16 protein-coding genes are annotated in these 18,135 nt (G+C 66.8%); 13 read left to right on the top strand and 3 right to left on the bottom strand.

Annotation, left to right across the window (positions count from 1 at the left end; genetic code table 11):
• Positions 1–51: 51 nt before the first annotated feature.
• The 3 genes from AABF56_RS16300 (at position 52) to AABF56_RS16290 (ending at position 4,184) form a co-directional block, all read left to right on the top strand.
• Positions 52–1,398 carry a nitric-oxide reductase large subunit gene (locus AABF56_RS16300; RefSeq protein ID WP_272806733.1) on the top strand — a complete coding sequence of 449 codons (1,347 nt, stop codon included), beginning with the start codon at positions 52–54 and terminating at the stop codon, positions 1,396–1,398.
• Between the two features lie 65 nt (positions 1,399–1,463).
• Positions 1,464–2,276: a CbbQ/NirQ/NorQ/GpvN family protein gene (locus tag AABF56_RS16295; protein WP_272806732.1), complete on the top strand. Its 813-nt coding sequence runs from the start codon at positions 1,464–1,466 to the stop codon at positions 2,274–2,276.
• Between the two features lie 9 nt (positions 2,277–2,285).
• Positions 2,286–4,184, top strand: a complete 1,899-nt coding sequence (locus tag AABF56_RS16290; protein WP_272806731.1) for a nitric oxide reductase activation protein NorD — start codon at positions 2,286–2,288, stop codon at positions 4,182–4,184.
• A gap of 59 nt (positions 4,185–4,243) precedes the next feature.
• Here AABF56_RS16290 and hemN read toward each other — a convergent pair whose 3' ends face one another.
• Entirely contained in the window at positions 4,244–5,596 is a 1,353-nt protein-coding gene (gene hemN, locus AABF56_RS16285; protein WP_272806730.1) for an oxygen-independent coproporphyrinogen III oxidase, read from the bottom strand.
• A gap of 227 nt (positions 5,597–5,823) precedes the next feature.
• On the opposite strand from hemN, the gene AABF56_RS16280 reads away from it, so the two are divergent.
• The 4 genes from AABF56_RS16280 to AABF56_RS16265 are packed head-to-tail and all read left to right on the top strand — an operon-like array spanning position 5,824 to position 8,329.
• Complete coding sequence (locus AABF56_RS16280) at positions 5,824–6,102, top strand: DUF2249 domain-containing protein (protein ID WP_272806729.1); 279 nt, start codon at positions 5,824–5,826, stop codon at positions 6,100–6,102.
• 33 nt (positions 6,103–6,135) lie between these two features.
• A complete protein-coding gene (locus tag AABF56_RS16275; RefSeq protein ID WP_272806728.1) occupies positions 6,136–7,488 on the top strand; it encodes a hypothetical protein in 1,353 nt (450 codons plus the stop codon).
• Positions 7,489–7,491: 3 nt separating this feature from the next.
• A complete protein-coding gene (locus tag AABF56_RS16270) occupies positions 7,492–8,025 on the top strand; it encodes a DUF2249 domain-containing protein (RefSeq protein ID WP_272806727.1) in 534 nt (177 codons plus the stop codon).
• Positions 8,026–8,029: 4 nt separating this feature from the next.
• Complete coding sequence (locus tag AABF56_RS16265; RefSeq protein WP_272806726.1) at positions 8,030–8,329, top strand: metal-sulfur cluster assembly factor; 300 nt, start codon at positions 8,030–8,032, stop codon at positions 8,327–8,329.
• Between the two features lie 40 nt (positions 8,330–8,369).
• Here the strand turns inward: AABF56_RS16265 and AABF56_RS16260 are convergent, their stop codons facing one another.
• On the bottom strand, positions 8,370–9,584 hold the full coding sequence (locus tag AABF56_RS16260; protein ID WP_272806725.1) for an NnrS family protein: 1,215 nt from the start codon (positions 9,582–9,584) through the stop codon (positions 8,370–8,372).
• Between the two features lie 212 nt (positions 9,585–9,796).
• Here AABF56_RS16260 and nirK point away from each other — a divergent pair, with 212 nt between their 5' ends.
• From nirK to AABF56_RS16245, 3 genes are all read left to right on the top strand, one after another.
• Entirely contained in the window at positions 9,797–10,939 is a 1,143-nt protein-coding gene (gene nirK, locus AABF56_RS16255) for a copper-containing nitrite reductase (protein ID WP_272806724.1), read from the top strand.
• A gap of 133 nt (positions 10,940–11,072) precedes the next feature.
• On the top strand, positions 11,073–11,987 hold the full coding sequence (locus AABF56_RS16250) for a formylglycine-generating enzyme family protein (RefSeq protein WP_272806723.1): 915 nt from the start codon (positions 11,073–11,075) through the stop codon (positions 11,985–11,987).
• A 75-nt stretch (positions 11,988–12,062) separates the two neighbouring features.
• Positions 12,063–12,758, top strand: coding sequence for a Crp/Fnr family transcriptional regulator (locus tag AABF56_RS16245; RefSeq protein ID WP_272807523.1), 696 nt, complete (start codon positions 12,063–12,065; stop codon positions 12,756–12,758).
• A 24-nt stretch (positions 12,759–12,782) separates the two neighbouring features.
• On the opposite strand, the gene AABF56_RS16240 is transcribed toward AABF56_RS16245, so the two are convergent.
• Positions 12,783–15,833 carry an aminotransferase class III-fold pyridoxal phosphate-dependent enzyme gene (locus AABF56_RS16240; protein WP_272807522.1) on the bottom strand — a complete coding sequence of 1,017 codons (3,051 nt, stop codon included), beginning with the start codon at positions 15,831–15,833 and terminating at the stop codon, positions 12,783–12,785.
• A gap of 126 nt (positions 15,834–15,959) precedes the next feature.
• On the opposite strand from AABF56_RS16240, the gene AABF56_RS16235 reads away from it, so the two are divergent.
• From AABF56_RS16235 to AABF56_RS16225, 3 genes are all read left to right on the top strand, one after another.
• Positions 15,960–16,394, top strand: a complete 435-nt coding sequence (locus AABF56_RS16235; protein ID WP_064331380.1) for an Lrp/AsnC family transcriptional regulator — start codon at positions 15,960–15,962, stop codon at positions 16,392–16,394.
• A 116-nt stretch (positions 16,395–16,510) separates the two neighbouring features.
• The gene (locus AABF56_RS16230) at positions 16,511–17,350 is read left to right on the top strand and encodes a MurR/RpiR family transcriptional regulator (RefSeq protein WP_336314389.1); all 840 of its coding nucleotides are present in this window, start codon (positions 16,511–16,513) and stop codon (positions 17,348–17,350) included.
• Between the two features lie 96 nt (positions 17,351–17,446).
• Positions 17,447–18,112: an N-acetylmannosamine-6-phosphate 2-epimerase gene (locus tag AABF56_RS16225; protein ID WP_272806722.1), complete on the top strand. Its 666-nt coding sequence runs from the start codon at positions 17,447–17,449 to the stop codon at positions 18,110–18,112.
• Positions 18,113–18,135: the final 23 nt, after the last annotated feature.

The raw sequence follows: 18,135 nt of genomic DNA, 5'->3' as shown, positions 1-18,135 counted from the left end.
AACCGCGTCGCACTTTTACTGGAATTGCTCCCGGCGTTCAGGAGACAAGAGATGAAATATCAAACGCAAAAGGTCGCCATGCTGTATTTCTACGGCGCGCTCGGCCTCTTCCTCGCCCAGGTGGCTTTCGGCGTCCTCGCCGGCACGATCTACGTGCTGCCGAACGTGCTCTCCGAGCTGCTGCCCTTCAACATCGTGCGCATGATCCACACCAATGCGCTCGTCGTCTGGCTGCTCATGGGCTTCATGGGCGCCACCTACTACATGATCCCGGAGGAGACCGAGACGGAGCTTTACAGTCCTAAACTCGCCGTCCTGCAGTTCTGGATGTTCTTCGTGGCGGCGGGCCTGACGGTGGTCGGCTACATGTTCCGCATCCATGAGGGCCGCGAATTCCTTGAGCAGACCTTCATCGCCAAGGTCGGCATCGTCGTCGTCGTCCTGATGTTCCTCTTCAACATCACCATGACCGCGCTGAAGGGCCGCAAGACCACGGTCATCAACATCCTGCTCTTCGGCCTGTGGGGCCTCGCGCTCTTCTTCCTCTTCGCCTTCTACAACCCGGTCAACCTGGCGCTCGACAAGATGTACTGGTGGTATGTCATCCACCTGTGGGTCGAGGGCGTCTGGGAACTGATCATGGCCTCGGTGCTCGCCTTCCTGATGATCAAGCTCAACGGCATCGACCGCGAGGTCGTGGAAAAGTGGCTCTATGTCATCGTCGGCCTCGCGCTCTTCTCGGGCATCCTCGGCACGGGCCACCACTATTACTGGATCGGTGCGCCGGGCTACTGGCAGTGGATCGGCTCATTGTTCTCGACGCTGGAAGTGGCGCCCTTCTTCACCATGGTCATCTTCACCTTCGTCATGACCTGGAAGGCCGGCCGCAACCATCCGAACAAGGCGGCGCTCCTCTGGTCGATCGGCTGCTCGGTCATGGCCTTCTTCGGCGCCGGCGTCTGGGGCTTCCTGCACACGCTGTCGTCGGTCAACTACTATACCCACGGCACGCAGGTCACCGCCGCGCATGGGCACCTCGCCTTCTTCGGCGCCTATGTGATGCTGAACCTTGCCATGATGGCCTATGCGATCCCGGAAATCCGTGGCCGCGCGCCGTTCAACCAGTGGCTCTCCATCGCCAGCTTCTGGATCATGTGCACGGCCATGTCGGTGATGACCTTCGCGCTGACCTTCGCCGGCGTCGTGCAGGTCCACCTGCAGCGCGTGCTCGGCGAGGGCTTCATGGACGTCCAGGACCAGCTCGCGCTGTTCTACTGGGTGCGCCTCGGCTCGGGCGTCGTCGTGCTCGTCTCGGCGCTGATGTTCATCTGGGCGGTGCTCGTGCCCGGCCGCGAGCGTAGCGACAGCCTCACCCGGATGGTCCAGCCGGCCGAGTGAGTGCTGGCCGGCCCCGTCATCCCGCGGGGCCGGCACCTTCTTTCGACAGTTTCTTGGAGATCAGAATGAACGTCCTGCTCAAGGATACGCCCCGTCCCGTTCCGGATATCCCGGCCTACAGCCCCTCCGGCAACGAATGCGCCCTGTTCGAGACGGCCTGGACGCGCCAGCTCCCGCTGCTCCTGAAGGGGCCGACCGGCTGCGGCAAGACCCGTTTCGTCAGCCACATGGCGGCAAGGCTCGGCTTGCCGCTCTCCACCGTCTCCTGCCATGACGATCTTTCGGCCGCCGACCTCACGGGCCGCTACCTCCTGAAGGGCGGTGATACGGTCTGGGTGGACGGGCCCCTGACCCGCGCGGTGCGTCAGGGCGGCGTGTGTTATCTCGACGAGATCGTCGAGGCGCGCAAGGACGTCGCCGTCGTGCTGCATCCGCTCACCGACGACCGGCGCATTCTGCCGCTGGAGCGCACCGGCGAGGTGCTGGAAGCGCCATCCGGCTTCATGCTCGTCGTCTCCTACAATCCCGGCTACCAGAACCTCCTGAAGGCGCTGAAGCCCTCCACCCGCCAGCGCTTCGTCGCCATCGAGTTCGATTTCCTGCCGAAACCCCAGGAAATCGCCGTCGTCGCCACGGAAAGCGGGCTGGACGAAGCGCAAGTCGCGCCGCTCGTCGCGCTGGCACACCGGTTGAGGGCGCTCAAGGGGCACGACCTGGAAGAGGGGGTCTCCACCCGCCTCCTCGTCTACTGCGCCTGCCTTATCGACAGCGGCATGACCATGCGCGAGGCGGTGCGGGCGGCGATGATCGAGCCGCTGACCGACGAGCCGGATGTCCGGGCCGCCCTTCTCGAAATCGCCGACGCGATGATCCGCTGAGGAACCGCCATGCTGGACTTCCTGGAGCTTGAGGAAACGGTCGGCCGGGCCTGGCACCGGCTTGTCGGCAATACCGGCACTTGGCCGCGCCATCCGGAGCATGCCGTGCGGCTGGAGGATGTCCGGCCGGTGCTCGCCGTCTGCTTCCGCGGCTTCGGCGGCGAGGGCGCGGTGCAGATCGCGCCCGCCCGCGGGCGCACCTCGGCGCATCGCCTGAGGCTACGCCAGCGCATGGGGCTCGGCGAGGAGAAGCTGGTGCAGCCCGGCCGCGACCATGCGACGCTGATGCTGCCCGCCGCGATCGACCTCTTCGCCGATCGCGGCCTCAACCGGGACCTTTATGTCTGGCTCGCAGCGACGATGGCGGTGATGCCGCTCGATCCGATTGTGGAGGGCGATCCGCTCCAGCGCGACCTTGCCATTCTCCAGCGGGCGGAGGCGACGGTAAAGGCGGTGCTTTCGGCCTTTCCGGGTCTTGCGCGTCGCTACCGGCGGCTTTCGGCCGCCACGCTTTCGGTGCGCCGCAGCCGGCCGCTTCCCTCCGTCGAGCGGCATGTGGAGAACCGCATCCTCAGCCTCCTGAGGAAGGGCGCCGGCCTTGCGGACGATACGCTGCCGGTCATCTTCCCGCACCGGGCGCCGGCCGGATACCTGCCGATGCTGCCTGTGCCGCTATGGCCGGATGCGCTCCTGCGCGAGGAGGGCGAGGGGCGCGGCGAGGAGGACCAGCCGGCGACGGGCGGTACGCCCGAGACCCCGGAGACCGGCCGCCATGTCGCGCTGCGCGAAAAGGCCGAGAACCGCAAGAACGAGCGCAGCCCCTTCATTCTCAACCGCTTCGAAAAGATCCTCGCCATGGCGGAGATGGTCAATGTTGACCGCCCCGGCGATGACAGCGACGACCACGATTCGAGCGCCGCCGACGAACTGGACGACATGACGCTCGGCGAGCGCAAGGGCCGCCCGTCCGCCCGCTTCCATTTCGATCTCGACCTGCCGCCGGAGGCGCTCGACCGTACGCAGCTCACCGGCGAGCACACCTATCCCGAATGGGATTTCCGTACGGGCACCTACCTGCCGGACCATTGCCGGGTGCTCGCCTCGCCGGCACCGGATATGGCTGCCGTGCCCGAGGCCGATGCCGACACGAAGAGCCTGATCCGCCGCGTGCGCCGGCAGTTCGAAGTGCTGCGGCCGCGCCACGAGATGCTGCGCGCGCAGCTCGACGGGGCAGAGTTGGATCTCGACGCCGTGGTGCGCGCCCGCAGCGACCTTGCCGCCGGCGGGCAGGGCAGCGACCGCATCCACCTGATGAGCCGGCCGCAGGCGCATGACCTTGCCGTCACCATCCTCGTCGACGTGTCGCTTTCGACGGACGCCTGGTTCGACAACCGCCGGGTGCTCGACGTGGAGAAGGAGGCGCTGCTGGTGCTGGCGCACGGTCTTGCCGCCTGCGGCGACAGCCACTCGATCCTCACCTTCACCTCGCGGCGGCGCTCCTGGGTGCGGGTCGAGACGGTCAAGGATTTCGGCGAGACGATGAACCATGCCGTGGAAGCGCGCATCGCGGCGCTGAAGCCGGGTTTCTACACCCGCATCGGCCCGGCGATCCGCCATGCGGCGGCAAGGCTGCGCGAGCAGCCGAACCGGCGAAAGCTCCTCCTGCTGCTCACCGACGGCAAGCCGAACGACGTCGACCACTACGAGGGCCGCTTCGCTCTGGAGGACAGCCGCCGGGCGGTGAACGAGGCGCGGCGCACCGGCGTCAGCGTGTTCGGGGTGACGGTCGACCGGGAGGCGCAGGCCTATGTGCCGGCCATCTTCGGCCGCAACGGCTATGCCATCGTCAGCAATATCGCTCGGCTGCCTGCGGCGCTGCCGGCGATCTATCGCGGTCTTGTCGGATAGAGGCGCGAGACCTGCGAGGAAGGGCCCGGCATGCCGCACCATGCCGGGCCCTTTTTGTCTCAAGCTGCCTTGCTGTGCGTGCGGGCCGACTGGTCGATATAGGCGTCGAAGGCGGCGGCGACCGCGCGGATGATGAAGCGGTGGTCCTGCTTCACCGTCACGGTGCCGCCGCGGATGTCGATCGCGCCATCCTCCGCAAGCGCCGCCAGCCGGGCATTGCCGTTAAGAAGCGGGGCCGCATCGAAACCGTGCCGCGCGGCGATGCTCGTCACGTCGACGCGGAAATCGCACATCAGGCGCTCGATGATCTCGGCGCGCAGCCGGTCCTCCGCCGTCAGCCGGTAGCCCTTGGCGGTGGCGAGGCGGCCGGAGGCGATGCGCTGGGCATAGAGGCCGGGCGGCACCTCGTTCTGCACGTAGCCTTCCGCCGTGCGGCCGATCGACGAGGCGCCGAAGCCGATCAGCGTGGTGCAGGCATCCGTCGTATAGCCCTGGAAATTGCGGCGCAGCCGGCCTTGCCGGGCGGCAACGGCAAGGTCGTCTTCCGGCAGGGCATAATGGTCGAGGCCGATGCGTACATAACCGGCGGCGGCAAGCGTTTCGGCGATCGCCTCGGCCTGCGCGCTGCGCATGGCGGCATCGGGCAGCGCGCGCTCGTCGATCAGCCGCTGGTGCTTCTTGAAGGAGGGGATGTGGGCATAGCCGAAGACGGCGAAACGCTCTGGCCGCATGCGGATCGCTGCCTGCGCGGTCGCGATGCAGGAGGCGACCGTCTGGTGCGGCAGGCCGTAGATGAGGTCGAAATTGATGCCGCTGATCCCGGCCTTGCGCAGCCGCTTAGCGGCCTCGGCCGTCTGCGCTTCGCTCTGGATGCGGTTGATCGCCTTCTGCACGACGGGATCGAAGCTCTGCACGCCGAGGCTCGCGCGGGTGACGCCCGCTGCGCCGAGCGCGACCGCCATCTCGGCGGAGAGGGTGCGCGGGTCGATCTCAACGGCGATCTCCGCGCCGCCGGCAAAGGCGAAGCGGGCGCGCAGGAGGCCGATCAGGTCGCGGAACTCCTCCGGCTGCATGATGGTGGGCGTGCCGCCGCCGAAATGCACATGGCGGATGATCGGCCGGCCGCCGATCGTCCCGGAGACGAGGTCGATCTCTTTTCGGAGCATGTCGATATAGTCGAGGATCGGCTCGTCGCGCTGGGTGATTGTCGTGTGACAGCCGCAGTACCAGCACATGGAGCGGCAGAAGGGGATGTGCAGGTAGAGCGAGGCATCGGTGCCGGGCTTGATGGCGGCAAGCCAGTCGCCATAGGTGCCGGTGCCGACGGTCGGCGAAAAGCCCGGCGCCGTCGGATAGCTTGTATAGCGCGGCAGCCGTGCCTCGCCGTATTTTTCGATCAGGGCCTGTTGCATGGCGCATTCCTTTGTCCGGGTGGATGAATGGGAGGAGCCTAGGGGCCGGGCCGGAGTGCTTCTTTGCGAAAAGCCAAGCAGCGGGACGTCGCGGCCGCGCATTTCCCGAATTGTTTGCGCAACGTCAAAGTGGCGGGCAGGTCGCGGGGTTAGCGTCGGCTGGTTCCGGTCGGTCGGGCCGTGCCTTCCGGAACGGGATCGGAGCGGCCGGGACGGAACAGAAAACCATGTCAGACGACCAGGCCAAGCCTTCCATCGATGTCCGCACCATTGCCCCGCGCGAGCGTCATCCGCGCATTTTCGGCATGCTCGGCGCGCTGCTTCCCGGTAAATCGATGCTGATCACCAGCGACCACGATCCGCGGCCATTGCACTACCAGCTCGAGACGAATTTCCCGGGCCAGTTCGGCTGGGACTATCTCGAACAGGGACCGGAGGTCTGGCGCGTCGAGATCGACCGGATCGAGGACCGCAGCTGCGATTGCTGCTGCGGCTCGGACCACTAGGCGGCAGACGGCACACGGCGAAGGGGAAACCTTATGCAGGGCGCGACGCTCTCCCGCTGGACCATGTCCTATTTCGCCCTGGCCTGTCTGATGCTCGTCATAGGACAGGGCCTGATGCTGGCGGGCTACGGCTATCCGACCGTCGCCGTCAGCGCGCCGGAAACCCTGGTGCTCGTCCATATCCTTGCGATCGGCTGGCTGAGCCTCCTGATGGCGGGCGCGCTCCTGCAGTTCGTGCCGGTGCTGATCGCCCGTCCGCTGGTCGGCGGGCGGTTCGCGGCGCCTGCCTTGCTGCTCATCGTTGCCGGGCTCTGCGCGCTGGTCGGCGGCTTCGTGGCGCTGTCCGGCGCCATCGACCTGCCACTCGCGCTCCTGCCCCTCGGGGGCGGATTGCTGCTGGCCGGTTTCGTCCTCCTCGCCGCCGTCCTCGCCGCCACGCTTCTTGCGGCGCGGCCCCTTCCGCTACCGGCGCGCTTCGTCGCCGTCGGGCTGTCGGCGCTCGTCGGCGCGGCCCTTGTCGGTTTCGCTTTCACGCTTGCCCTTTCCGGCACCAGCGACAATCTGTTGCTTGTGCGGCTCGTCGCCGACGGCGTGGATTTGCATGCGGCCCTGGGCCTTGGCGGCTGGCTGAGCATCACCGCGGTCGGCGTCAGCTACCGGCTGCTCGCCATGTTCCTGCTGGCACCTGAGACGGAGCGGCCGACGAGCCGCATAGTCTGGTGGGCGGCAAGCCTTGCCATCGGGCTTGTCACCGTCTGCATTCCGGTCGTCCTTCTCGCCGCCTCCGATGTGACGGCGCTTTTTGCCGCCGCCCTCCTTCTGACGCTCGCCGCGGTGCTGCTGTATGGCAGCGATGTCGTGCATCTCTACCGCTCGCGCAAGCGCAAGCAGGCGGAGCTGAACATCCGGGCGACGTTCGCTGCCTTTGGCGCGCTTCTATTGTCCGTCGCCTTGCTCAACCTGCCTGGCGTCCGTGCGGGCGAGGGGCTTGCGGCGGTCGTCTACCTTTTCGTCTTCGGCTGGCTGACGGGGCTGGGGCTTGCCCAGCTTTACAAGATCGTCGCCTTCCTGACATGGTTGGAGGCCTATGGGCCGGTGCTCGGCCGCGCGCCGGTGCCGCGCGTGCAGGATCTGGTCGATGAAGGACGCGGGCGTGTCCTGTTCTGGTTCTATTACGGCGCGGTGGCGGCGGCCACGCTCGCGCTTTTCGCGGAGGCTTCCGGCGTTTTTCGCGCGGCGGTCCTCGTGCAGCTGGCCGCGACGCTGGGTTTGATAGGAGAACTCATCCGCGCGCGCCGGCTTTGCATCGTGCCGAAAGCGCTGCGCGCGCCGGCCGGCATGGTGCGCCCCCATCTCTTCCTGCCTACATTTGTTTCAAGGAGATAACCGATGTCCGACGTCTCAAACGCCATCGCCCCCAAGACCCTCGACGTGCGGCCGATCCTGGAAAGCGGCGGCGAGCCGTTCCAGGCGATCATGGAGGCGGTGCAGTCGCTCGGCCCCGGGCAGGGGCTCCGGCTCTTCGCCACCTTCCGCCCCCAGCCGCTGTTCCGCGTCATGGCGAGCCGCGGCTTCGACCATGAGGCCCATGAGATCGAGGGCGGCGACTGGGAGGTCCTCTTCACGCCGCAGCAGGTGGTGGCACCCGTCGAAACCTCCGACAATGCGGATCGCCCTGAGACCTGGCCGGATCCCTCGCTTCATCTCGATCTCAGCGACCTCGATCCGCCCGAGCCGATGGTCCGCATCCTTGCGGCGGCCGAGACGCTCGGGCCGGGCGAGGTCCTCTTCGCGGTTCTTTCCCGCGAGCCGCTGTTCCTGTTCCCCGAACTGACGAAGCGCGGCCACCAGTGGGCCGGCAATTTCGACGAGACGGGTTCGGCCTACCGCATCCTCGTGCGGACCGGCCGGGCAAAGGCGTGATCCGATGGACGAGGACGAGAAGGCTGCGCTGACCGAGGCCATCCGCAATGCCCTGCGCATGATCATCGACCCGGAGATCGGCCGCAACATCGTCGATCTCGGCCTGATCTACGAGATCGCGGTGGAGGAGGGGGGCATCGCGCGCATAGCCATGACGACGACGACGCGAGGCTGCCCGGCAAGCGACTACCTCAAGGATGCCGTGAGCAACTGCGTCTGGTATGTGCCGGGCGTCGAATATGCCGAGGTGCGGCTGACCTACGAGCCGCCCTGGACGCCGGAGATGATAGTGGCGGAAGGCTAGGCAGAAAACGGCCCGGAACTGCTTCCGGGCCGTTTCGCGTTCAGAGCGGTGCGCGGCGCTTGCGCGCGAGGATCGGCGCATATTCCAGGCAGAAGAGCCCGAAGGCCGCGATCCAGAGAAGCCCGGAAGCGGCGTAGACGAGGTGGCTCGCCTCGGGAAAGACCTCGCCGAGCGGGCGGATGAGCGCGCAGAGGATCAGTGCGCCATAGGCGGTGACGGTGAGGCGCGAGGCCTGCAGTGGGCGGCCGGTATGGCCGAGGCTCGCCCGCGTCATGACGGCCAGCATCATGCAGGCGATGGCGCCGACCGAGAGAAGATGCAGCACGGAGCGCTCCTCCAGAAAACCGAGCGCGCTGAGGGCGATGGACGCGAGGCCGAGCGGCACGAAGGCATAGGCGACGTGCAGGACGACGAGCAGCTTTTCCGGCCGCGTCGTCCAACCACGCCAGCGGTGGAGGCGGATGCAATGCAGGAGGGCGGCGGCCAGGCCGAGGCCGGCGGTGCCGGGGTGCTCGGGCCCTAGCGTCCAGGCGGTGAGCGCGCCGACGCCGGCAAGGATGGCGACCATGTCGAAGCGGTTGTAGGGCACGGGAAAATCCGTGCGGCCGGACTTGTTGAGCCAGTTGCGGGTGAAGCTCGGCAGGATGCGGCCGCCGACGATCATCACCAGCACGACATAGGCGGCGACGGCAAGGCGGATCGCCATGTGGTCGTGTTCGCCGTCGATGGCCGCCACATGGAAGATGCCGTTGGCAACCGACAAGGCGAGGAGGCCGCCGAGTACCTTCAGGTCCTTCCACTTGCGCCCCGCCACGACCTCGCGCGTGCAGATGGCAAGCAGCGCCGGCAGGAAGAGCCCGTCGATGACGGCCGCCGCGGTCACGCCGATCGTGTCTGGCACGAGCAGTGCGATACGTCCGGCGCACCAGAGTGCAAACAGCGCGAAGAGCGGCCAGCCGGAGACGGGCAGGCGCCCGGTCCAGTTCGGCACCGCCGTCAGCAGGAAACCGGCGAGCACGGCGGAGGCGAAGCCGAACAGCATCTCATGGGCGTGCCAGTTGGGCGCGCCGTAATCGCCCCCAAGCTCGATATGCCCGGTGATCGCTGCGATCCACAATGTCATGGCGGCGACCGCCCACAGGCCGGCGCCGAGGAAGAACGGCCGGAAGCCATAGGAAAACAACACCGGGCCGGTGCGGGAAAGGCCGCGGGGAACGGCGCGGCTGATGCGCGTTGCGGGTTGGCTTGCGCTCATTTGGATCTGCTCCTTCGCATTTGTCAGCTCTTTCTAGGGCACCCGCGGGGCTCTTTCTTTGCGAGATGGCAAAGAGCAAATCAGCATCTGCCAAAATGCCGCAGCGGCCGGAAAGACCTGTTTGTCCCATCACAAAGAGGCCGGCGCGAATGCTCCTAGAACAGAGAGGACCGGGCGATACACCGCTCCGTCCTTTCAAAAGGAGAGAAACAATGACCGAGCAGTTTCAGATGACACGCCGCACAATCCTGGGCGGAGCCGCCTTTGCCGGCGTCCTGACGCCGATCATTGCGGCGTCGATGGCGCGAGCGGAAGGCGGCGCCATCGAGACAAATGCAGCCGCAACGGCGGCCGACATCGCCAAGCTGGAACGCGTGAAGGTCGAGCTGGTCAAGCCGCCCTTCGTTCACGCCCATACCCAGAAGGCCGAAGGCGGACCGAAAGTCTACGAATTCACCATGACGATCGAGGAAAAGAAGATGATCCTCGACGACAAGGGCACCGAGGTCCATGCGATGACCTTCAACGGCTCGGTTCCAGGGCCTCTGATGGTCGTGCACCAGAACGACTATGTCGAGCTGACGCTGATCAACCCCGACACCAACGAATTGCAGCACAATATCGACTTCCACTCGGCAACGGGTGCGCTCGGCGGCGGCGCGCTGACCGTGGTCAACCCCGGTGAACGCACGGTGCTGCGCTTCAAGGCCACCAAGGCCGGCGTCTTCGTCTACCACTGCGCACCTCCCGGAATGGTGCCCTGGCACGTCACCTCGGGCATGAACGGCGCCATCATGGTTCTGCCGCGCGAGGGCCTGACGGACGGGCACGGCAAGGAGCTGACCTATGACCGGGTCTACTATGTCGGCGAGCAGGACTTCTACGTGCCGCGCGACGCCGAAGGGAACTACAAGAAGTATGAGAGCGTCGGCGAATCGTATGCCGATACGCTCGAAGTCATGCGCACGCTGACCCCGAGCCACATCGTCTTCAACGGCGCCGTCGGGGCGCTGACCGGCGACAATGCCCTGCAGGCCAAGGTGGGCGAGAAGGTGCTGATCGTGCACTCGCAGGCCAACCGCGATACCAGGCCGCACCTGATCGGGGGGCATGGCGACTATGTCTGGGCGACCGGCAAGTTCCGCAACGTGCCGGACGTCGACCAGGAGACCTGGTTCATACCGGGCGGCACGGCGGGCGCTGCCTTCTACACCTTCGAGCAGCCCGGCATCTACGCCTATGTCAACCACAACCTGATCGAGGCCTTCGAACTGGGCGCCGCCGCCCACTTCACGGTCACCGGCGAGTGGAACGACGACCTGATGACCTCGGTCACGCCGCCGAGCGGCGCCTGACACCCTGAGCTGCCGGCATGCCCGTTCGTGAGGGCGGGCGTGCCAATGCGGGCCGCCGCCGGCGGCCCGGTCCGAAAGCGGCGCCCGTCCCGGACGCCGAACGATCGTCCGGGCGATGCGCAAGGAGGCCGTCATGGCTGCACTGACTTCGAAACCCGCCATTACCTGGACATCGCTCGCCCTTCCCGCGCTGCTCCTCGCCGCGCTTGCCGGCGGCATCGCGGTGAAGACGGACATTATCGGCGCTACACCCGCCGGTCCCGTGCTGGACGAGCCGATGACGGTGGAGATCGCGCCGCGCCGCTTCGAATACCGCGAGAGCGGCGAATTCTTCCGCAACGGCTTTGCCGTGGACGGGCCGGTCAAGACGGTCACCGTGCGGCGCCCGCTCACCATCATGAAATACCAGGTGAGCGCGGCCGACTACCGGCGCTGCGTCGCAGACGGCGCCTGCGCGCCGGCCGAACCCGGCTTCGTGCCGGCGGAAGCGGCCACGGCGCCGGCGACGGGCGTCAGCTATGACGATGCGATGGCCTATGCCGGCTGGCTGAGCGCCCGCACCGGCGAGATCTGGGCCCTGCCGAGCGACGAGGATCTCGCCTTCGCCGCCGGCACGCGCTTTCCCGACGATGCGCTCGGTGTCGACATCAACAGCACCAATCCGGCCGAGCGCTGGCTTGCGGACTATCGCCGAGAGGCGGCGCGCAAGGCCTCGCGCGATCCCGTTCCCCAGCCGCTCGGCCGCTTCGGCGAAAACGAGTTCGGCCTTGCCGATTTCGCCGGCAATGTCTGGGAATGGACCGCGACCTGCCACCGGCGCGTCAATCTGGACAAGGCGGGCCGGGTGGTGAACGACGTGTCGTCGTGCGGCATCTACATTGCCAGCGGCAAGCACCGGGCGGCGATGAGCTCGTTCGTGCGCAACCCGAAGGGCGGCGGCTGCGCCGTCGGCGTGCCGCCGGACAATGTCGGCTTCCGCCTCGTCAAGGACACGCGCTGGTATGCGCCCCTGCTCGTTGCCTTGAAGGAAAAGGGGTTTTCTTTCTGACGGGGATGTTCAAACTTTCAGGTGGCGGCATGGCGTGATAGAAGCCGGTAGCTTTCACGCGAGAGGGATTTGGCTGTGAAGATCGACCGGACCGTCGTCCGCTCGCTTGCCCTGTTCGACAGGATGAGCGACGAGGACCTCGACAGGCTGCTGACCCATGCGACGGCGCGCCGCGTGGCACAGGGCGACGCCATCTTCGAACAGGGCCAGCAGGCGTCGAGCTTCTTCCTCCTGCTGCATGGCCGGCTGAAGGTGACGCAGGTGACGGAAGACGGCCAGCAGATCATCGTTCGCGTCGTGCATCCCGGCGACCTCTTCGGCTTTGCCAAGGCGCTGCAGCGCACGGACTATCCGGGCACCGCGCGGGCGGCGACGGAAAGCGTCATCCTCGGCTGGCCGACGGATCTCTGGCCGCATTTCGTCGAGCAGAACCCCCGCCTTGCCGTCACGGCCATGCAGACGATCGGCCAGCGGCTGGAAGAGGCCCATACCCGTATCCGCGAGATGTCCACGCAGGAGGTAGAGCGCCGGGTGGCGCATGCCGTGCTTCGCCTGTCCCAGCAGGCCGGGCGGAAGGAAGAGGCCGGTATCCGCATCGACTTCCCGATCTCGCGGCAGGATATCGCCGAGATGACCGGCACGACGCTGCACACGGTCTCGCGCATTCTCAGCGCCTGGGAGGCACGCGGCCTCGTCGAGGGCGGGCGGCAGAAACTGCTGATCCGCGACATGGCAGGACTTTCGGCGCTTGCCGAGGGCGCGCGCGAATAGGCGCCACTTGCGGGCGCGCTTCTCCTAGCCCAGGGTCCGCGTGACGTCGGCGAAGGTTTCCTCGAGCACGGCGATCAGATGATCGGCGTCCCGCTTCGAGAAGATCATCGGCGGGCGCATCTTCAGGACGTTGTCATGCGGCCCTTCCGTTCCCATGAGCACGCCGCGGCGGCGGGCACCGTTGGAAACGGCGCGGGCGAACTCGGTGGCGGGCGCCTTCGTCCTGCGGTCGGTGACGAGCTCGATGCCGAGGAAGAGGCCGAGGCCGCGCACGTCGCCGATCACATCGTATCGCGCCTGCATGGCGCGGAAGGCATCCATCAGATAATTGCCGATGGCCAGCGCATTGCCGCGCAGGTCCTGGCCTTCGATGACATCGAGCACGGCAAGGCCGACGGCGCAGGAAACCGGGTTTCCGCCGAAGGTGTTGAAATATTCCATGCCGTTGTTGAAGCTGTCGGTCACCGCGCGGGTCGTCACCACCGCGGCCATGGGATGGCCATCGCCGATCGGCTTGCCCATGGTGACGATATCGGGCACGACGCCCTGCGTCTCGAAGGCCCACCAATGGCTGCCGACGCGGCCGAAGCCGACCTGAACCTCGTCGGCGATGCACACGCCGCCCGCCGCGCGCACCAGCCGGTAGACCTCCTTGAGGTAGCCTTCGGGCAGGAAGACCTGGCCGGCGACGCTCGGAATGGATTCGGCGATGAAGAAGCCGGGGCCTTCGCCCCTGGCCTGCATGCCGGCGATCAGCTCCGCGACGCTTTCGGCAAAGCGCTTGCCGTGCTCCTCGACCGGCCAGTCGTCGGGCGCGCGGTAGCTGTCCGGAACGGCCGCGACATGGACATGGGGCTTCGGCCCCTTGCCGCCCTTGCGGCGGAACTTGTAGGGGCTGATGTCGATCAGTTCCTGCGTCGTGCCGTGATAGGACCAGTCGAGCGTGATGGCGTTCTCGCGGCCGGTATGCGCCCGCATCAGCCTGAGCGCCAGGCCGTTGGCTTCCGATCCGCTGTTGACGAAGCCGGCGACCGTCAGTTCCTTCGGCAGCGTCGCCGTCAGGCGCTCGGCATAGGCGACGATGTTGTCGTGCAGGTAGCGGGTGTTGGTGTTGAGTGTTTCCGCCTGCTTCGCCATCGCCTCCACCACGACCGGATGGGCATGGCCGATGTGGCAGACATTGTTGAAGCAGTCGAGATAGGCACGGCCGCTGTCGTCGATCAGGAAGACGCCTTCGCCGCGCACGAACTTGATCGGCTTGTCGTAGGAGATGGAAAGGTTCGGCAGGAGCAGCTCGCGCCTGAGCTTGACGATCTCCTCATGCGAGCGGCCGTGGCGTTCGTAGAACTCCCCGGCGATGCCGGCAAAGGTGCTGGCATCGGGGAAGAGCTCCGCCCAGACGTCGAGATAGCGGGCCTCGCCGACGCCGAGGATTTCGGTGGCGGAGAGATTGGTGTCGGTGGAGAGCTGGAGATGGAGATGCGGCGCCCAGCCGCCGTTTTCCATGGGTAGGCCCATCTCGCCGACGAGTGCGCCGGCTTCCAGCCGTTCGCCGGCCTTCAGGCGGCCCGTCGCCTCATGGGCGAGATGGCCCCAGAGGCTGGTAAAGGGCGGGCAGCCTTCCGGTTCGTGGCGCAGTGCGATCAGGCAGCCGTAGCCGAGCGGCTCCTTCTCGATCTCGACGCTGACGACGATCGCCGGCAGCGGCGTGAAGACCTTCGTGCCGGCGGACATGAAGAGGTCGAGGCCGAGATGGCGGGTGCGGCGCGTCTTCTCGATGAAGCGCGAGACGAACATCTCGCCGGCATAGACGGTGCGCTCCTCGCCGAAGGGACCGATGCCGAGTTCGATGCCGTTCTCGCGGCAATGGGCCTCCCAGATCGCCTGCGCCGCGTCCGGTTGCCCGGCGGCGGACGTGACGGTCATCGGGTGGGCCGGGTCACCGTAGGGGACAAGGGCTGCCGGATAGGTCGCGGCCGGGCGCTCCAGCAGGGGGGCGAGCGCCTTGCGGTTCCTCGCGATCCAGCCGGCGACGGCGCGGGCGCCCGGCGCGGCCTCGAAGCCGCAGGCCTTGCGCAGGATGGCGGTGGCGAAACGCGGGTTCATGCGGTCGAGCTTGCGCAGCAGCGTCCAGGCCGGGCGCTCGCTGATGGCGAGATACGGGTTGTCATGCGTGTGGCTGCGGCGCGAGGCGGAGATCGTCACGGACGTGACGAGGCGGATGGCGATGAGGTCGTAGAGAAGATCGATCTCCTCTTCCTGCAGCGGATATTCGGCATGAAAACCGCTGGCAATGGCAGCGGCCGCGCCGATCGGGTCGGCATGGTCGAGGCCGGCATAGGCGGCGGCGATGGCGACCTCGGCGATGACGGGCGCATGCAGCGCATCGCCGAAATCGATCAGGCCGGAGATCCGGTCGGCATCGCCATTGTCGACGAGCACGTTCCAGTCGTTGGCGTCGTTGTGGATCACCGCGGCGCGCAGCATCGCAAGGCGCGGGGCAATGGCGGCGAAACGCGTAAGGAAGCGTTCGAGCAGCGCCCGGTCCTCGGCGGCGGCGACATGCTGCAGGCGCCCGGCGGAGCGGCCGGCATGGCGGATGTCCCAGTCGAGATCGCGCAGGGCGCCCGGATGCATGAAGCCCTTCAGCGCCGCATCGAAACGGCCGAGCATGCGGCCGAGGGCGTGGAGCGCGGCATCGCTGCGTTCCGTCTCGGCGAGCGGCCTGCCTTCGACCCAGCTGACCAGCCGGATGCGATGGCGCACGCCATGCGGCCCGGTGGTGGAGGCAAGGCTCGCGCCGGACAGCGCCGGGCGGATATGCGGCACCGGCAGGTCGCCGGCATTGGCGCCGAGATGGGCGAGCAGCGCCGTCTGGAAATCGCTCTCGACCTCAGGCTCCGCGGCGTTGACGATCTTCAGGATGAAGGTCCCCTCCGCCGTCTCCACCTTGAAATTCTGGTCCCGTTCGCTGGCCAGCGGCGAAAGCATGCCGGAAAGGCCGTAGTGCTCGGCAAGCAGCGCGGCGGCGGCGTCGATGGAGAAATCCGGGGTCGTCTTCAGCATGTCGTTCATGGTCATCCTCGTTCCTGCCGGAAGAGTTGCATGGACGGCGCGGCGGCGCATCCGGCATTATGCCGGTTGTGCCGGCACTCTGTTTATAATAACCGTCATCTTGTCGGCGTGTTGTTAGGAGGAGCCATGCAGGATACGGACGCCATCGATCGCACGATCCTCAGCATCCTCTCACGCGAAGCGCGCATTCCGATGAAGTCGCTGGCGGGACGGATCGGCCTTTCGCGCAGCGCCACCACCGAGCGTGTCAGCCGGCTGGAAAAGGCCGGGATCATCCGCGGCTACCGGGCGGATATCGGCCAGCTCGACGACGGGCAGATCCAGGCCTTCCTGCTCGTCACCCTCAAGCGCACGCCCTCGATCGGCGTGCTCGACCGCCTCGCCGGCTTTTCCGCGGTGCGCAAGGTCTCCTCGGTCAGCGGCCAGCTCGATCTCGTGGTGGAGGTGGAGGTCGGCTCGATCAATGCGCTCAACGAATTGCGCAACGAGGTCTCGACCATGGACAATGTCGAGGATCTGACGACCTCCATCGTGCTCCGGCGTGATATCGAGCGGAGCTGATCCCGGCGTGCCTGGCTGCCGCATGCGTGCGGCTCCGGCGGCGGACTGTTTTCTTTCGGCCCTCCGTCGCCTATGAATCAGGCGACCCGAAAGCTTAGATCCAGCAAGGAAACCAGGTGGACGTACATCCTCAACCGCCGCTGATCGCGCGAATCCGCTCGCATGCGCCAACGATGACCCGGGCCCTGGAACGGGTCGCCGCCTTCGTGCTTGCCGATCCGCAATCCGTTCTCTTCAAGAGCATAACGGAGCTTGCCGAAGAGGCGCAGTCCTCCGAGGCGAGCGTCATCCGCTTCTGCCGCGAGCTCGGTTACCCCGGCTTCCAGAACTTCAAGCTGGCCCTGGCGCATGAACTTGCGACCTTGCAGCAGCCCGTCTCCACGGCGACGCCTGGGGATGTCGTGCAGGAACTCGTCGAAACGGCGCGCATCGCGCTCGACGAGACGCAGCGGCTGCTCGACCGCAAGGTCATTGCGGACGTGTCGTCGTTGCTGCTGTCCGCCCGCCATGTCGAGATCTTTGGCGTGGCGGCCTCCGCCATCACGGCGCAATATCTCGAATACAAGCTCGCCCGGCTCGGCATTTCCGCCCATATCGCCCGGGATTCGCATCTTGCCACCATGGCCTCGGCGACAGCGGCGGCCGCCGACCTCTATATCCTCGTCTCCACCTCCGGCTCGACCATCGACACGCTGCGCGTGGCGGAGAATGCCCATGCGCGGGGCGCGCGCATCGTCGGCATCACCAACCGGACGAAGAGCCCGCTCGCGGCGATCTGCGATTTCGTGCTGCTCGCCTCCTCGCCGGAAACGCCGCTGACCGGGGGAGCCTTCCAGTCGAAGATTAGCCAGCTCCTGATCGTCGATGCCATCGCCAGCACCATCACCAAACTCGATCCGGCACGGCTGGAGACGATCAAGGACACGGCGGAGAGCGTCAGTGACCGCAACATCTGAAGATAAGTTTTGAAGATAATCTTCATATGAAGAAAATTATTGACGATTTCCATCAAAGACCGTAACGTCCCTTCCATTCAGGGAGATGCGGTGTTCATGGACATCATGGAAACAATGCGGGGCCGGCTCGTCGTGTCCTGCCAGGCGGCGGAAACGAGCCCGCTCCATGCCACGGAGCATATCGTGGCGCTCGCCCGGGCGGCGGCTCTCGGCGGCGCGGCGGGCGTGAGGATCGAGGGCGTGCGCAACGTGCAGGCCGTTCGCGGCGCCATCGACCTGCCGATCATCGGCATCACGAAGATCGCCCAGCCGGGCTCGGACGTCTACATCACGCCCTCGCTGGAAGACGTGCGCAGCCTTGTGGCCGCGGGCGCCGATGTCATCGCCTTCGATGCCACCGACCGGCCGCGCCCCGTGCCGGTTGCCGATATCGTGTCGGAGATTACGCGGCTGGGGAAGGCCAGCATGGCCGATGTCAGCACGCTCGCGGAGGCCCGGCAGGCCATTGCCGCCGGTGCGGATTTCGTGGGCACCACGCTTTCCGGCTACACGCCCTATACCGCAGGCACGGCCGCCCCGGATTTCGCGCTGATGGGCGACCTTGCGCAGGCCGGTATCGCCTTCGTCGCCGAAGGGCGCATCTGGGAGCCGGAGCAGGCGCGGCGCGCCCTCACGCTCGGCGCGGCCTTCGTCGTCGTCGGCTCGGCAATCACCCGGCCCGACGAGATCACCCGGCGCTTTGCTGACGCGCTTGCCGGCTGACGGCCCCGATATTTTGGAGGATG

It is taken from the genome of Shinella sp. WSC3-e (assembly GCF_945994535.1).
In the GTDB taxonomy this organism is placed as follows: domain Bacteria; phylum Pseudomonadota; class Alphaproteobacteria; order Rhizobiales; family Rhizobiaceae; genus Shinella; species Shinella yambaruensis.
Note: the sequence above shows the minus strand (reverse complement) of the source record. Positions and strands in the feature narration are given on the sequence as shown.

What these genes read in the sequence shown, in the direction of transcription:
- AABF56_RS16300 (WP_272806733.1), top strand. Translation starts at nt 52, where the DNA reads ATGAAATATCAAACGCAAAAGGTCGCCATGCTGTATTTCTACGGCGCG.
- AABF56_RS16295 (WP_272806732.1), top strand. Translation starts at nt 1,464, where the DNA reads ATGAACGTCCTGCTCAAGGATACGCCCCGTCCCGTTCCGGATATCCCG.
- AABF56_RS16290 (WP_272806731.1), top strand. Translation starts at nt 2,286, where the DNA reads ATGCTGGACTTCCTGGAGCTTGAGGAAACGGTCGGCCGGGCCTGGCAC.
- hemN (WP_272806730.1), bottom strand. Translation starts at nt 5,596, where the DNA reads ATGCAACAGGCCCTGATCGAAAAATACGGCGAGGCACGGCTGCCGCGC.
- AABF56_RS16280 (WP_272806729.1), top strand. Translation starts at nt 5,824, where the DNA reads ATGTCAGACGACCAGGCCAAGCCTTCCATCGATGTCCGCACCATTGCC.
- AABF56_RS16275 (WP_272806728.1), top strand. Translation starts at nt 6,136, where the DNA reads ATGCAGGGCGCGACGCTCTCCCGCTGGACCATGTCCTATTTCGCCCTG.
- AABF56_RS16270 (WP_272806727.1), top strand. Translation starts at nt 7,492, where the DNA reads ATGTCCGACGTCTCAAACGCCATCGCCCCCAAGACCCTCGACGTGCGG.
- AABF56_RS16265 (WP_272806726.1), top strand. Translation starts at nt 8,030, where the DNA reads ATGGACGAGGACGAGAAGGCTGCGCTGACCGAGGCCATCCGCAATGCC.
- AABF56_RS16260 (WP_272806725.1), bottom strand. Translation starts at nt 9,584, where the DNA reads ATGAGCGCAAGCCAACCCGCAACGCGCATCAGCCGCGCCGTTCCCCGC.
- nirK (WP_272806724.1), top strand. Translation starts at nt 9,797, where the DNA reads ATGACCGAGCAGTTTCAGATGACACGCCGCACAATCCTGGGCGGAGCC.
- AABF56_RS16250 (WP_272806723.1), top strand. Translation starts at nt 11,073, where the DNA reads ATGGCTGCACTGACTTCGAAACCCGCCATTACCTGGACATCGCTCGCC.
- AABF56_RS16240 (WP_272807522.1), bottom strand. Translation starts at nt 15,833, where the DNA reads ATGAACGACATGCTGAAGACGACCCCGGATTTCTCCATCGACGCCGCC.
- AABF56_RS16235 (WP_064331380.1), top strand. Translation starts at nt 15,960, where the DNA reads ATGCAGGATACGGACGCCATCGATCGCACGATCCTCAGCATCCTCTCA.
- AABF56_RS16225 (WP_272806722.1), top strand. Translation starts at nt 17,447, where the DNA reads ATGGACATCATGGAAACAATGCGGGGCCGGCTCGTCGTGTCCTGCCAG.